The sequence below is a fragment of the Chryseobacterium sp. 3008163 genome, from assembly GCF_003669035.1.
Classification (GTDB): Bacteria; Bacteroidota; Bacteroidia; order Flavobacteriales; family Weeksellaceae; genus Chryseobacterium.
Genome location: NZ_CP033070.1, coordinates 2,358,620 through 2,372,722, shown reverse-complemented (window position 1 = coordinate 2,372,722; position 14,103 = coordinate 2,358,620). Strand labels below are relative to the sequence as shown.

Sequence of the window (14,103 nt, the reverse complement as noted above, 5' to 3'; positions counted from 1 at the left end):
ACGGATTCTAATTTGTTCATTATTTTTTTTCTCCCATAATCTGATGCACATTTTTCTCAATATTCTGAGCAATTGTTTCCATCGGAATGTCGTTTTCATCATTATTAAAAGGATCTTCAATTTCTTCAGCAATCAATTCCAGACTCATCAACACGTAATATACAAAAACCGTCAGCGGAATCATAAATAATCCGAGGTTGATGACATAAGCTATGGGTAAGGCAACAACATATAAAATGATGAATTTTTTTATAAATGAAGAGTATGAATATGGAATTGGTGTATTTTTAATTCTCTCACAACCGCCACAAACATCCAGAAAACCTGTCAATTGGGTGTCCAGATAAAGCATTTCAACATCAGAAATTTTTCCTTCTTTTTTTAACTGATATAATTTGTGGGTTAAAAGAATGACCAAATCAGTCGGACCGTGATTTTTTAGAGATTTTTCAATTTCAGAATAATCTTCATCTAAAGCGAGTCTAGTAGATTCCTGCGAAAGATGTTTGGCTAAAAAATGCGGGAAATATTTAAGGTATCTTGATATCTGATCAGCAGATTTTCTGTCGTCTCCAAGAATTACATTGATTTTTACTGCAAAATTTCTTGTATCGTTCACCAGTTTTCCCCAAAGTTTTCTGCCTTCCCACCATCTGTCATAGGCCGTATTGGTTCTGAAAACCAACAGCAATGACAAAACAAATCCCAGTAATGAGTGAATCAATCCTATATTGCTGACTTTTGATTTTGCCGTCAAATGCAGATACTCAACTTCTAGGTACTGAATTCCATACGAATAGATAGCCATCAAAATCATTGTTGGAAACAGGATTTTCATGGTGTCGCTTTTATGTAAGCTGACCAGTATTTTCAGGAAATTTTTGGTGTTATAAACTCTCATGGTTAATGTCTGTGTTGCAAAGATAAATTTTTATAAATTTCAAAAAAACACTATTTTTATTTCGCATTAAATTACAAACTCATGATTCTCGAAAAGGTAGATGTTGTCAATGATATCAGTAAGGAAGATTTTCAGGAAAATTATTTCAAGAAGAGAAAACCTCTTCTGATTAAAAACTATGCAAGCCGATGGGAAGCTTTCGATAAATGGAATTTCGATTTTATTAAAGAAAAAGCGGGCGAACAGGAAGTTTCGTTGTATGACAACAAGCCTGCAGACTCCAAAAAAAGTTCAGATGCACCTGTTGCAAAAATGAAAATGAAAGATTACATCGACACGATAAAATCTAAACCTTCGGATCTGAGAATTTTCTTTTACATTATCACCGATCGTCTTCCTGAATTATTGAAGAATTTCACCTATCCTGATTTGGGAATTAAATTTTTCAAACGTCTTCCGACTTTATTTTTCGGTGGAAGTGATGCTCATGTTTTGATGCATTATGATGTTGATCTGGGAGATTTTATGCACTTTCATTTTGAAGGGAAGAAAAGAATTCTTTTGTTTGATCAGAAACAGTCAAAGTTTTTATATAAAGTTCCGTTGTCGGTTCATACGGTTTATGATATTGACTACGAAAACCCTGATTATAAAAAATTCCCAGCTTTAAAATATGCAAAAGGGATCGAGATTTTCATGGAACACGGAGATGCGCTGTTTATTCCTGGAGCTTTTTGGCATTTCAACAGATATCTGGAACCGGGTTTTTCAATGTCTCTCAGAGCGCTGCCGAACAAGCCGAAAGTTTTTGTGAATATGCTGTATCATGTTTTCATAATGCGATATACTGACAAAATTCTGCGTAAATTATTTAAAGAAAAATGGGTAAATCACAAACAGAAATGGGCTTATGAAAAGGCGACGGAAGCTCTGGAAAAACATTTGAGTAAGAATAAAATTTGATTACCCGCAGATCGCACAGATTTTCACAGATTAAATATTTTCAATCATTCGTGAAAATCTGTGCAATCTGTGGGAGATTTAAAAATCAACATTTCCCTCCTTCTTATTTATTTCATACTTTTACCAACCCAATTTTAAGAACGATTTCAATGGCAAAGGCGACGAAGAAAGAGACCCCGTTAATGACGCAGTACAACACCATCAAGGCGAAATATCCTGATGCACTTTTGCTTTTCAGAGTGGGAGATTTCTACGAAACTTTCGGGCAGGATGCTGTGAGAACTTCTCAAATTTTGGGGATTGTTCTGACGAAAAGAGCCAACGGAGACGGTCATATCGAGCTGGCTGGTTTTCCGCATCATTCTGTCGATTCTTATTTGCCTAAATTGGTCAGAGCCGGAATTCGTGTGGCGATTTGCGACCAATTGGAAGATCCGAAGACTGTCAAAGGAATTGTAAAACGTGGAGTAACTGAGTTAGTAACGCCTGGAGTTACGTTCAACGATCAGGTTTTGACTTCCAAAAAGAACAATTTCCTGCTTTCGCTTCACAAAGAAAAAGAAAAATATGGGATCGCTTTGGTCGATGTTTCAACTGGAGAATTTTTGGTAAGCGAGGGGAATTTAGATAAAATTTTACACATCATCAATACGTTTGATCCGAGTGAAATTATTTATCAGCGAAGTGTACAGATTCCCGATCAGCTGAAAAACAGAAATGTTTTTAAATTGGAAGATTGGGCATATCAATATAATTTTGCCTACGAAAAATTAACGAATCAATTCAGAACCAATTCATTAAAAGGTTTTGGAGTTGAAGGTTTACCTTTGGCAATTACCGCAGCAGGTGCGATTTTCGCTTATCTGGTTGAAGATACCCATCACAAATTATTGGCGCACATCACCAAAATTCAGATTATTCCGCAGGAAGATTATCTGATGATGGATCATTTTACGCTGAGAAATCTCGAAATCGTTTATCCAAGTCATCCGAAAGGAAAATCTTTGCTCGATATTATTGATAAAACGTCTACACCAATGGGCGGAAGATTGTTGAGAAGACGAATTATCCTTCCGTTAAAATCTGTAGAAGAAATTGGACGTAGACTTTCATTAATCGATTTTTTAAACGAAAATGATCAGCTGAAATTTGAAATTTCAGAATTACTGAGAGCGATCTCAGATTTAGACCGATTGATGGGAAAACTGGCGGCAGAAAAAATTTCACCTAAAGAATTAGGTTATCTGCGCCAAAGTTTAATTAATATTCAGAAGATAAAAGGATTACTTCATCCTCATGCCGATGTCTTAGCTTGGTTAGAGCCATTAAACTCTTTAGATGATTTGATTGAATTACTTGAAAATCATCTGAATGAAGAACTCCCTGTCAATTTGGCGAAAGGAAATGTCATCAAACAAAATATCTCCGAAGAACTCGATCATTTACGAGGTTTACAAAACAAAGGCCGTGGTTTCCTTGACGAAATGTGCCAGCGTGAAGTGGAACGCACCGGAATTACAAGCCTGAAAATTGATTTTAATAATGTTTTCGGATATTTTATTGAAGTTAGAAATACGCATAAAGATAAAGTTCCGAGTGATTGGATAAGAAAGCAAACATTGGTCAATGCAGAAAGATACATCACTGAGGAATTAAAAGAATACGAAAGCCAAATTCTGGGCGCTGAAGAAAAAATCAGTGTTTTGGAAAATCAATTGTACCGAAAAGTCTGTTCAGATACCATGATTTATATGGATAGAATTCAGGAAAATTCAAATATTATTGCGCAGCTTGATGTTGCAGTGGGTCTTTCTGAGCTGGCGGTTTCTGAAAGTTATACAAAACCTGTCTTAAATGATGGTTTTAAAATCGATTTAAAAGAAGCGAGACATCCGATCATTGAAAACGCACTTCCTTTAGGCGAAAAATATATTCCAAATGATATCTTTTTAGATAAAGATTCTCAACAAATTATTATGGTTACCGGACCCAACATGGCGGGTAAATCTGCAATTCTTCGTCAGACTGCAATTGTTTGTCTGATGGCTCAAATCGGAAGTTTTGTTCCTGCAAAACACGCGGAAATTGGAGTTTTAGATAAAATTTTCACAAGAGTTGGGGCGAGCGACAATATTTCTGCCGGAGAATCAACTTTTATGGTGGAAATGAATGAAGCGGCTTATATTTTAAATAATATTTCAGACCGAAGCTTAATTTTATTAGACGAAATCGGTCGTGGAACTTCAACGTATGACGGGGTTTCGATTGCGTGGGCTATTGCAGAATATCTTCATCAGCATCCGACGCAGGCAAAGACTCTATTTGCAACGCATTATCATGAGCTGAATGAAATGACTGTCAACTTCGAGCGAGTGAAAAATTTCCACGTTTCTATTCAGGAAAACAAAGGAAATATCATTTTCTTAAGAAAATTAATTCCGGGTGGAAGTGAGCATAGTTTCGGTATTCACGTTGCGAAATTGGCTGGAATGCCATCGAAAGTTGTGAACAGAGCGAATGATATTCTTAAAACTTTGGAAGCAAGCCGTTCACAAAGTGGTTCTTCTGAAAGCATCAAAAGAGTAACTGAAGAAAATATGCAGCTTTCTTTCTTTCAACTTGATGATCCCGTTCTGGAGAATATCAGAGAAGAGCTGACGAAAATTGACATTAATACGTTGACGCCGATTGAAGCTTTGATGAAATTGAATTCCATTAAAAAGATGATTGGAAAGTAGGAAATGAAAGGTATTATTCACAAAAAACCGACGTTTTGGAAGTATGAAACCACAGCATCCTACGTTGTTCTTTGTTGTCAATATCTCTATATTTTGGTGTTTGGGAAAAACATTGATAAAGAAGTTGCAAAGCAATATGTAGATCTTTGGTTTTATGATCTGATGATTTTTTTTCCTGTAATCTTTCTTTTATTTTTCCCTCAAAAATTCCGTGTCGTTTTCCTTTCCCTGATTTTTTGTAGCGGACTGTTTTATTTTTATAATGGATTGGGATTCAACTCCATTGTTTTTAATACCTTTCTTTCTATTTTTTGGCGAATAAATATCTTTTATTTAATTTTTCAGACGAGCAGAGAGGAAAGTTACTTAAGTTTCGTTTTCTTAAGATTTTACTTCTCTTCCCGATTATTCTGATTACTGTTTTAGCCGAGAATTTTTTAGAATATTTGGGGATTACAAATCCAGAAATCAGAGGCGATGGAAAAGTAATGACCAATTTTGGAAGGTTTTTACTTTTCGGTTCTTATTATGGTGGGCTGGCTTATTTTGCTTATAAAGAAGAAAGAAAATCAGCGACCGATCATCTGTAGAGTTTATCACAAGTTTAAGATTGATGATTTAATAGGTGTAATAATAATCAATTAAAACTTTCTCGAAGATAAAGGAAATGTATAAAGATAACGTACTGGTTTGTCTCCAATCATTGCTGGTTTCCAGCGAGTAAAAATTCTTTTAACGCCTAATTCTGCTGCTTCTACATGTTTTTTGTCGCTTCCGATAGCTGCAATATTTCTTACATAGCCGTCTTTCTCAACAACAAAATAAATGCGGGTATCTAGCTTTTGATTTTGCTTTAGATTGACAGTGGGCATTCCTTCAAAATATTTTTGCTTAAAAACTTCAAAACCACCAGGGAATTCGGGCGCTTTGTCTGCAGAGGTTACAACATCTTTTAAATTAATCTTTTTCTTTACCAATTCACTATAGTTGGGTATCTCTGATATATTGTTTTCAATTGTGTTTTTATTGGCAGTTTCCTGAGCATAAATAAATGTTCCCAGAGACAAGCCAAGCAAAAAAATCGCTTTTTTCATTCCATTTGATTTTATTAGTAACACTGATTCTGAAAATAATTCCCAGATGTGTAGTTAATTAGCTGAAAGGTATCAAACTTAGTACCAATGCTTAGAAAAATTTAAACTAAAAACGAACTTAAAAGGTAATTTTATAATTATTAATTCCGAAGGGAGGTAAAAGAAAAGGGAGAATAAAATTCGTAGTTTAACAAAAATATTTAATTAACAAAGTTTAACAACGGTATCGTATTGATATACAGATTCATTCGCTAATTTTGAGTATGAAGAAGTTCTCGAGTTTAATTGCATTGATTTTCAGTATGTCTTTTTATTTTTCACAGGAACAAATTATTATAAATGATATTCCTATGATTAAATATGAACAGTTAGAAAATAAGATTAAGAAAGAAAAAGATGTAGTATTGGTTATAAATTTCTGGTCGACAACCTGCGCTCCGTGTGTGAAAGAACTTCCGGATTTTATGGAAGTCAACGAAAAATTTAAGGGCAATCCCAAATATAAAATGCTGTTAGTTTCTTTAGACAGAGCCAAAGATAAAGAACGTGTGATTGAATTTATCAAAAAGAAAAACCTCACTGCGGAAGTGGTTTTATTGGATGATATTAAAAGAATGAATACCTGGATTCCTCGTTTCGAGAAAAACTGGGACGGAAATATTCCGGTAACGATTTTTTATAAAAATGGAGAAAAAGTACATTTCAATGATGGCGAAATGAGCAAAGAAGAGTTGGAGAATACGATTGTGAAAAATTTAAATTAAACAAAATCGAAATACTATGAAAAACTTTAAAATTTTAACGACAGCTGCTATTGTAGTGCTTGGATTACTGAGTTTTACAAAAATCAACAGCGATAAAAATGAAAATCCTAAGCGTGAGATTTCGTCTTCAAAAGGATATGAAGTAGGGGATGAAGCAGCAGATTTTAAACTAAAAAATGTCGACGGAAAAATGGTTTCTCTGAGCGATTTTAAAAAAGTCAAGGGTTTTATCGTTGTTTTTACCTGCAATCACTGTCCGTACGCAAAAAAGTATGAAGACAGAATTGTAGCACTTGACAAAAAGTACAAATCTCAGGGATATCCCGTGATTGCAATCAACCCGAATGATCCGAATGTACAGCCTGAAGATGATTATCAGCAAATGATTACAAGAGCCAAAGAAAAAGGTTTTACGTTCCCGTATTTGGTGGATGAAGGTCAGAAAATATATCCTCAATATGGTGCGACAAAAACGCCGCACGTTTTTATTCTTCAGAAAGAAAATGGAAAAAATATCGTGAAATACATCGGAGCAGTAGATAATAATTATGAAGACCCGAATGATGTTTCAGAGCGTTATGTAGAAGATGCTGTGGATGCTTTAATTAAAAATCAAACGATAAAAATGAATAAAACCGTTGCCATCGGATGCACGATAAAAGTGAAAAAATAATTTCGGATATTTAAATAAAATATAGATATTGGGCGGACTTTAGTCCGCTCTTTTTTTAACACAAAATCAAATACTTTAGCCAAAATTAATCACGATGAAATTTAAATTTAACCTGAAATATTTCTTTTTAACCCTCCTTATTTTCCTTGTTGAGGTTTTAATTGCCACCGTTTTAAAAGATCAATTCTTTATCCGAGCATATTTGGGAGATGTCATAGTTGTCATGCTTTTATATACTCTTGTGAAAAGCTTTTTCATAACCAACAACACAAAATTAATTCTCGGAATTTTTGCTTTTTCTTGCCTGATAGAGTTTGCTCAATTTTTCAACATTGCAGACAAATTAGGCTTCCAACCGGGAAGCCTAATGTATATTGTTATCGGAAATTCTTTCTCGTGGATTGATATTATATGTTATGGAGTGGGATGTTTGATCCTTTATCTTTTGGTTAAAATTAAATTTTATCAAAACGAATCTTCAAAATCCGTTTAATCTTCGGGAAAATTACCTTCCAAAAGAATCATATTTATCCTCCGCATATTTTATAAAACGATTCAGCAAAGCTACATTTTCTTTTTCCATCGGGGAAAGCTCGCTGTCAACATTATTGGAAACCGGAATGTACCAATCGGTCTGTTCAAAAAAGTTTCTGTAAGTCTGTTTTTTGAATGAATAACCATGTCTTGCGAAAACCGAATTTTTAATGATTTCCATGTCGAGTTTTCGAAGGTTTTTGATGTCTTTTTCGCTCAGTTTTTGTTTTGAAGCATTGATTTTAAAAACCGCATCAGAAGCAACTCTATTTTTAGATTGGGTGTATGTTTCTGTTTTTCCTGTTTCTTCGTCGGTATATTTTTCTTTAAAATCTCTCGGATTTTCCCAATCAATTAATTCAGAATTTTGATCCAGCATAAAATTCGGATTGTAGACAAACTCTTTTTAATCAGTTTTAAATTTTTCAAAGAAGCTTTTACTGCAGATTTATTAAAAGCAGTCCATTTTCCGGTGATGCTGTCGTTTTTAAGTTTAACTTCAAATCTTCCATCGGTTTTATCATTTCCTGGTTCATCCAAAATAAAAGATTGAGAACTCTCGTTAAAAATACCTCTGAAAGGTCTTTGTGTTCCGTTCACAATACTTTGTCCATACACAGAATCTTGAGTAATTCGGTTAATTTTTAAAGACAGTCTTTTGATATTTATTCCTTCATAGTCTTCATCAGCTTCATTATCATGCATCATCTCTTTTCCGGCAAATTCTCCTGTATAAATTCCATAATATTCTTTATGAACTTCGGGAATGACGACAGAATCTTTTTTAGCAGTTAAACTGTCTTTAGATTTTTCTTCGGTTGTAGCGTCTTTTTTACAGCTTGTCAAACCAATTGTAAACAGAGCAATTAAAGTTAATTTTAAAATTTTCATATAAATTAAATGTGCTTTTTTCTGATTAAATATTCAATTAAAATAATATTCGGAACCCAGCCGAGCCACGCAATGATTTGATAAACATCCATCGGGTTTGGATGGAATAAATATACAATAATTACTTTCCACATTCTCAAAGTGATGGCAGAAATTGTCAATGCAAAACTTCGCCACATCCATTGTTTGTGTTCTTTAAATTTCTTTTGCCGGGCTAATTGATAAGCTTTTAACGTAGTAAACCACCATAAGCAGCCTAAAATAACGAACGAAATTTTAGATAAAAAACCACCATTGGCAAAAATCCCCATATAAATTCCGGAAGGTGCTGCAAAAATTAAGATCAAAAAAATATAAATTTTACCGGCATTTCTATGAAAGTTTTTCAATCCGAAATCTTTTCTTAGAATGGCCAGAAATCCTACCAATAAAACAAAAATACTCGTGTAAACATGGCTGTAAAAAAAATATAAATATTCAGGTCTTTCTACGACTTCAGTTTGTTTAATCATTAAAAAACTGACATTGGAGTCTAAAGGAATATATTCTAAAGTGATTTTCAGCATTTGCCAAAAGAAATACCCGAACCCGATTATTAAAAGGATTTTTGAGATATTCTGAATATTTTTTTTAGCTGAAAGCATTTATGATTAATCAATGAAAGCGGAAAAAGGAAGCTGAAACCAATATTTCACAGGGTGTGATTTGTATGTTGCAGGTTTCCACTTGGTTTTTATTGACTTTATTGCATTTTCTACTTCGCTATTAAGATCATCATTATTTCCAAACACAGTAATGCTTTCTATATTACCTTGCATGTTGACTGCGAATTTGGCTGTTGAGTTTACTTTCCCTGTTGCATTTTTTATTTTTTTAATATTTATTTTTTGTGCAACTTTACCTCTAAACTCGTTAATTCCACCGGGAAAAGAAGGTTGAATATCAGCTTCAGGAACGTAAGTTTCTCTGGAAGATTGGCTTGCCTTTATTCCTTCCTGTACTTGAGAAAAAGCAAGTGTAAAGCCTAAAAATGAGATTAGGACTAAATTTTTTTTCATATTTTTTTAGTTTAAATTATTCAAATCCTGTGCAATCAGCCACGCCTCGCTCCAGCAAGCTTGAAAATTAAATCCACCAGTTACTGCGTCGATATTTAAAACTTCTCCAGCAATATAAAAGTTAGTCAACAATTTCGAAGACATATTTTTAAAATTTATTTCCTTCAAATCTACACCACCTGCAGTCACAAATTCATCTTTATAAGTAGATTTTCCGGTTACCTGAAATTTCTTTTTGCAGAGATTTTCCAAAATCATCTGTATTTCTTTTCCGGAAATGTTGGCAATTTGTTTATTTAAATCAACTTTTGAAACTTCCAAGATTCTTTGCCAAAAACGATTCGTCACCTCAAAAATTTTCGATGATCCAATTAATTTCTTAGGATTTGACTGTTTAAAATTCTGAAATAATTCTTCTGCATCATTAATATCTTTTGAAATAAAATTAACCTGAACTTCAAAATTGTATTTTACTTTCGCCAGATTAATCGCTTCCCAAGCCGAAATTTTCAATATTGCAGGTCCCGAAAGTCCCCAATGCGTAATTAACAATGGTCCGCTTTCCTCAGTTTTTAATTTCGGGATCGACGTTTCTGCCATTTCAAAACTTGTTCCCAAAAGATCTTTCAGCAAATCATCTTTAATATTAAATGTAAAAAGCGAAGGAACCAAATCAATAATTTTATGTCCCAAATTTTGAAGCATCTTTAAAGATTTCGGCGAGCTTCCTGTGGTGTAGATGACATAATCGCATAAAAAGTCTCCCGAACTTGTTGAAACTAAGTATTGATCGTCTTTTTTAATGATGTCTTTTACCGAACATTTCGTTTTCACTTCAACATTTTTCTGTTGAATTTCATTCAGAAAAGTATTGATAATTGTTTGAGAAGAATTGCTTTCCGGGAAGACTCTGTTGTCATTTTCAATTTTTAACGAAACTTTTCGTTTTTCAAACCAATTCATCGTGTCGCCAGGTTGAAACTTGGTGAAAACACTGAGTAATTCTTTATTTCCACGAGGGTAAAACTGAACCAATTCTTTTGGGTCAAAACATGCGTGAGAAACATTGCATCTTCCGCCTCCCGAAATTTTTACCTTCTGGAGTACATCTGAATTTTGTTCGAGAATGGTGATTTTATATTTCTTTTCGTCAAGATTTGCTGCACAGAAAAATCCTGCTGCACCACCTCCGATAATGATAATTTGCTTCATAACTATGTAATCTTATGCTGAAGATTATTTTTACAAAACTACAATTTTTATAAACCATCTTATTTGAGTAATTTTGAGGATTATAATTTTTGAATTTTTAAACGAAATTATTAACCACAATAAGTATTTTTTCTCATTCTTTATCTAGTTTGTCATTCCGTAGGAATCTCAGCTGATTTAAATGGTCTTGTTTGGATTCCTACGGAATGACAAACATTGCAGATACTTCAGATGGTTACTATTCAATAATTCACTTTTAAACAAAATTAAATGACTTTCTATCATACCTTTGAAGTACGCTGGAGCGATCTAGACGCTAATAAACATCTTGCCAATTCGTCTTACGTGCAATATTGCGCGCAGACTAGAATGGCTTTTATGAAAAAAGAAAAAATGGGAGTTACCCAAATGAGCCGTTGGGGAATTGGTCCGGTGATTATGCACGAAAGATTTTCTTTTTTAAAGAAATTTTCGCAGACCAAAAAGTAATCGTAAGCCTTGAAATCGACGGGTGTGCAGAAGATGCTGCAATCTACCGTTTTGTACATAAGTTTTATCTTCCTGATGGTTCACATTGTGCCACTTCAGAAGCGACAGGAGTTTGGATTGATACCATGTTGAGGAAAATGACTTCCCCACCAGATGACGTTGTCGAAGCGATGAATAAATACAAAACTGCGGAAACCATATTGATGACGAGAGAAGATTTTAAAAAACTTCCTTTCCGCCCGGAAAATATTGATCCATCGCTATTAGCTGTTTAGCTTATTGTTTAAGGTCTTGAGTTTAATTTATTGACAGCACTTAAAATTACTCATTACCAATTACCAATTACTTATATAAAATTTATGTTTGAAGATAAAGAACCAGAATTAACGCCAATCTCTAAATTAGGAGAGTTTGGACTGATAAAACACCTAACGGAATTTTTTCCTTTATCCAACGAGTCTTCGGAACTTGGAGTAGGAGATGATGCCGCTGTAATCAATCCCGGAAACAAGAAAGTAGTTTTAACGACTGACGTTTTGGCGGAAGGAGTTCATTTCAATTTAGGATATGTTCCATTGAAGCATTTAGGCTACAAAGCTGTTGTGGTAAATCTTAGTGATATTGCTGCGATGAATGCAACGCCTACGCAGATCTTGGTTTCTCTTGCAGTTTCAAACCGTTTTCCCGTGGAAGCTTTGGAAGAATTGTATGCCGGAATTCAGGCGGCTTGCGGAAGATATAAAGTTGATTTAATCGGTGGAGATACAACAAGTTCCAATGCAGGTTTGGTCATGAGCATTACTGCTGTCGGAATTGAAGATGAAGAAAATATCGTGAAAAGAAGCGGCGCAAAACCAAATGATTTGCTTGTAGTAAGTGGAGATTTGGGTGGCGCTTATATGGGACTTCAAATTTTGGAAAGAGAACATGCCGTTTTCTTAGCAGACCCAAACATGCAGCCTGAAATGGAAGGTTTTGATTATATCTTGGAAAGACAATTGAAACCGGAAGCAAGAACCGATGTAAAAGGAATTTTAGAGCAATTAGATATCAAACCAACTTCTATGATTGATATTTCTGACGGCTTGGCTTCGGAAATTCTGCATCTTTCTGACCAGTCGAAAGTTGGTTTCAGATTGTATGAAGAGAAAATTCCGATGGATAATCTGACGATTACAACGGCGGATGATTTGAATTTAAATCCAGTGATGACGGCATTAAGCGGTGGAGAAGATTATGAATTATTGTTCACGATTTCTCCAAATGATTTTGAAAAGATGAGAAATCATCCTGATTTTAGCATCATTGGCCATGCTGTTGATAAGGAAGAAGGGAATTTTATGGTAGCAAGAGGTTCTAATCAATTGGTTGCGTTGACAGCACAAGGTTGGGATGCTTTTTTAAGCAATCAGCAAAACGGTTAAAATTTAATTTTAAATATTGTGAAGCCACTGCATTATTTGTAGTGGCTTTTTTGTTGATTTTAAATGTATGGATGAACCAAATAACAATTTAAGCGTTCAATGCTATTGTTGTGGATATTTTACTCTAAAGGAAAGAGGAAATTACAATATATGTAAAGCTTGTTTTTGGGAAGATGATGGATGTTTTGATTTGAAAAAAATTAGTCATCCGAATCATATGACTTTAGAAAAAGGCAGGGAAAATTTTATAAAATTTGGAGCATGTGAAGAACGATTTGTGAAAAATGTTGTAAAAAATCCGGAGAATAAAATTCATAAGAAAACAAATTAAAAGCAATATCAGTTTTATCTCATCCTTCCATTATTCCAACTCATCATAGCATCTCGACACTTAATCAAGTAATTTTTGTAAAAAAGAAACGAAGACCTCTCTTTGCATAAATTTTTTAATTATGAAGAAAGGTCTTTTGACTGCTTTTTATTGTTTGACCCATTTCAATTGTTGGGTAAATGCACAGACCGGAATTTCCGGGGAGCTTAAAACAGAATATATTCCACACTCTAGCTATATCCGTCCGGAGGATAGTGTGAAAACGGATTCGAAGAGTGATTTTAAAAGGGTAGATCTAAGCTTTAATATTCCATTATCAATGAAGAAAAATGAGGATGGTAAAGTGAAGTCGTGGTCTTTACTCGCCAATGGTTCTTACGCTAAAATGTCTCACAGAAACTATGAAACTCAGCTGTTTCCTGATCAAATGCTGAACGCTCAGGTCGGTTTGCAACATTTAAGACCTTTAGGTGGAAAATGGAGCATGATGATGACGGCATCAGTCGGCGTCTATACAGATCTTGAAAATGTAGATTTTGATGATGTTTTAGGACAGGGTGGAGTACTTTTTATCAAGAATTTTAATCCTAACCTGGCTCTTGGCTTAGGACCCGTTCTGACCACTGCGTTTGGAGTTCCGATGATTATGCCCTGGATCTATTTTGATTGGAAAACAGGCAATAAAATTAAGTTTAACATCAATTTTCCGGAAGGAATGGAAGCCGGCTATCAGTTCACGGACAAATTTGCATTAAAAGCTGTTGTTGGTTTAAACGGAATGACCGTAGAAAGGAACAAGGACGGAAAATCTGTATTACTGGGATATCAGCAGATCACAGCAGGCTTAAGACCGGAAATTAAAATCAATGAATCAGTAAGCCTGAAATTAACGGGAGGAACAGCTTTACTGAGAAGCTTCAATGAAAACGAGCGCAAAATAAAAAGCATTTTTAAGATGAAAAAAGGTGAAGATCCCCGATTTTCAAGCACATTTTATGTAGCAGTTGCCCTTCGTTGGAATTTACCCTAAA

Annotated in this window: 16 protein-coding genes and 1 pseudogene; 10 read left to right on the top strand and 7 right to left on the bottom strand. The window is 34.4% G+C overall.

All coding sequences use genetic code 11. The annotated features are described in order from the left end of the window. Window positions 1-19 precede the first annotated feature (19 nt). Window positions 20-838 (bottom strand): bestrophin family protein, encoded by an 819-nt coding sequence (locus EAG08_RS10685; protein WP_262696726.1) that lies wholly within the window; start codon window positions 836-838, stop codon window positions 20-22. A gap of 144 nt (window positions 839-982) precedes the next feature. Between EAG08_RS10685 and EAG08_RS10680 the strand changes: the two genes are divergently transcribed. From EAG08_RS10680 to EAG08_RS10670, 3 genes are all read left to right on the top strand, one after another. Then, window positions 983-1,864 (top strand): cupin-like domain-containing protein, encoded by an 882-nt coding sequence (locus tag EAG08_RS10680; RefSeq protein WP_129535420.1) that lies wholly within the window; start codon window positions 983-985, stop codon window positions 1,862-1,864. 149 nt (window positions 1,865-2,013) lie between these two features. Next, on the top strand, window positions 2,014-4,602 hold the full coding sequence (mutS, locus tag EAG08_RS10675; RefSeq protein ID WP_129537252.1) for a DNA mismatch repair protein MutS: 2,589 nt from the start codon (window positions 2,014-2,016) through the stop codon (window positions 4,600-4,602). Between the two features lie 311 nt (window positions 4,603-4,913). Continuing rightward, window positions 4,914-5,192, top strand: coding sequence for a hypothetical protein (locus EAG08_RS10670; RefSeq protein WP_129535419.1), 279 nt, complete (start codon window positions 4,914-4,916; stop codon window positions 5,190-5,192). A gap of 51 nt (window positions 5,193-5,243) precedes the next feature. Here the strand turns inward: EAG08_RS10670 and EAG08_RS10665 are convergent, their stop codons facing one another. Continuing rightward, the gene (locus EAG08_RS10665; protein ID WP_129535418.1) at window positions 5,244-5,696 is read right to left on the bottom strand and encodes an energy transducer TonB; all 453 of its coding nucleotides are present in this window, start codon (window positions 5,694-5,696) and stop codon (window positions 5,244-5,246) included. A gap of 263 nt (window positions 5,697-5,959) precedes the next feature. On the opposite strand from EAG08_RS10665, the gene EAG08_RS10660 reads away from it, so the two are divergent. The 3 genes from EAG08_RS10660 (at window position 5,960) to EAG08_RS10650 (ending at window position 7,626) form a co-directional block, all read left to right on the top strand. Then, window positions 5,960-6,460 (top strand): TlpA family protein disulfide reductase, encoded by a 501-nt coding sequence (locus EAG08_RS10660; protein ID WP_129535417.1) that lies wholly within the window; start codon window positions 5,960-5,962, stop codon window positions 6,458-6,460. A gap of 16 nt (window positions 6,461-6,476) precedes the next feature. Then, entirely contained in the window at window positions 6,477-7,133 is a 657-nt protein-coding gene (locus EAG08_RS10655) for a thioredoxin family protein (protein WP_129535416.1), read from the top strand. 94 nt (window positions 7,134-7,227) lie between these two features. Continuing rightward, the gene (locus tag EAG08_RS10650; protein WP_129535415.1) at window positions 7,228-7,626 is read left to right on the top strand and encodes a DUF2809 domain-containing protein; all 399 of its coding nucleotides are present in this window, start codon (window positions 7,228-7,230) and stop codon (window positions 7,624-7,626) included. 12 nt (window positions 7,627-7,638) lie between these two features. Here EAG08_RS10650 and EAG08_RS22060 read toward each other — a convergent pair whose 3' ends face one another. Genes EAG08_RS22060 through EAG08_RS10630 form a run of 5 tightly spaced genes read right to left on the bottom strand, consistent with a single transcriptional unit; the run spans window position 7,639 to window position 10,828 of the window. Further along, on the bottom strand, window positions 7,639-8,046 hold the full coding sequence (locus EAG08_RS22060; RefSeq protein ID WP_228446502.1) for a YARHG domain-containing protein: 408 nt from the start codon (window positions 8,044-8,046) through the stop codon (window positions 7,639-7,641). Further along, complete coding sequence (locus EAG08_RS22055; protein WP_228446500.1) at window positions 8,022-8,558, bottom strand: hypothetical protein; 537 nt, start codon at window positions 8,556-8,558, stop codon at window positions 8,022-8,024. Before EAG08_RS22055 ends, EAG08_RS22060 begins: the two co-directional genes overlap by 25 nt. Before the next feature lie 5 nt (window positions 8,559-8,563). Next, window positions 8,564-9,202, bottom strand: coding sequence for a DUF2306 domain-containing protein (locus EAG08_RS10640; RefSeq protein WP_129535414.1), 639 nt, complete (start codon window positions 9,200-9,202; stop codon window positions 8,564-8,566). A 6-nt stretch (window positions 9,203-9,208) separates the two neighbouring features. Next, the gene (locus tag EAG08_RS10635) at window positions 9,209-9,616 is read right to left on the bottom strand and encodes an energy transducer TonB (RefSeq protein ID WP_129535413.1); all 408 of its coding nucleotides are present in this window, start codon (window positions 9,614-9,616) and stop codon (window positions 9,209-9,211) included. 6 nt (window positions 9,617-9,622) lie between these two features. Continuing rightward, window positions 9,623-10,828 carry an NAD(P)/FAD-dependent oxidoreductase gene (locus EAG08_RS10630; protein ID WP_129535412.1) on the bottom strand — a complete coding sequence of 402 codons (1,206 nt, stop codon included), beginning with the start codon at window positions 10,826-10,828 and terminating at the stop codon, window positions 9,623-9,625. 270 nt (window positions 10,829-11,098) lie between these two features. On the opposite strand from EAG08_RS10630, the pseudogene EAG08_RS10625 reads away from it, so the two are divergent. From EAG08_RS10625 to EAG08_RS10610, 4 genes and pseudogenes are all read left to right on the top strand, one after another. Then, window positions 11,099-11,592: pseudogene (locus tag EAG08_RS10625) on the top strand (acyl-CoA thioesterase). Between the two features lie 84 nt (window positions 11,593-11,676). Next, the gene (thiL, locus tag EAG08_RS10620; protein WP_129535411.1) at window positions 11,677-12,741 is read left to right on the top strand and encodes a thiamine-phosphate kinase; all 1,065 of its coding nucleotides are present in this window, start codon (window positions 11,677-11,679) and stop codon (window positions 12,739-12,741) included. 67 nt (window positions 12,742-12,808) lie between these two features. Then, a complete protein-coding gene (locus tag EAG08_RS10615) occupies window positions 12,809-13,072 on the top strand; it encodes a CPCC family cysteine-rich protein (RefSeq protein ID WP_129535410.1) in 264 nt (87 codons plus the stop codon). A gap of 121 nt (window positions 13,073-13,193) precedes the next feature. Further along, the gene (locus EAG08_RS10610) at window positions 13,194-14,102 is read left to right on the top strand and encodes a DUF6268 family outer membrane beta-barrel protein (protein ID WP_129535409.1); all 909 of its coding nucleotides are present in this window, start codon (window positions 13,194-13,196) and stop codon (window positions 14,100-14,102) included. Window position 14,103: the final 1 nt, after the last annotated feature.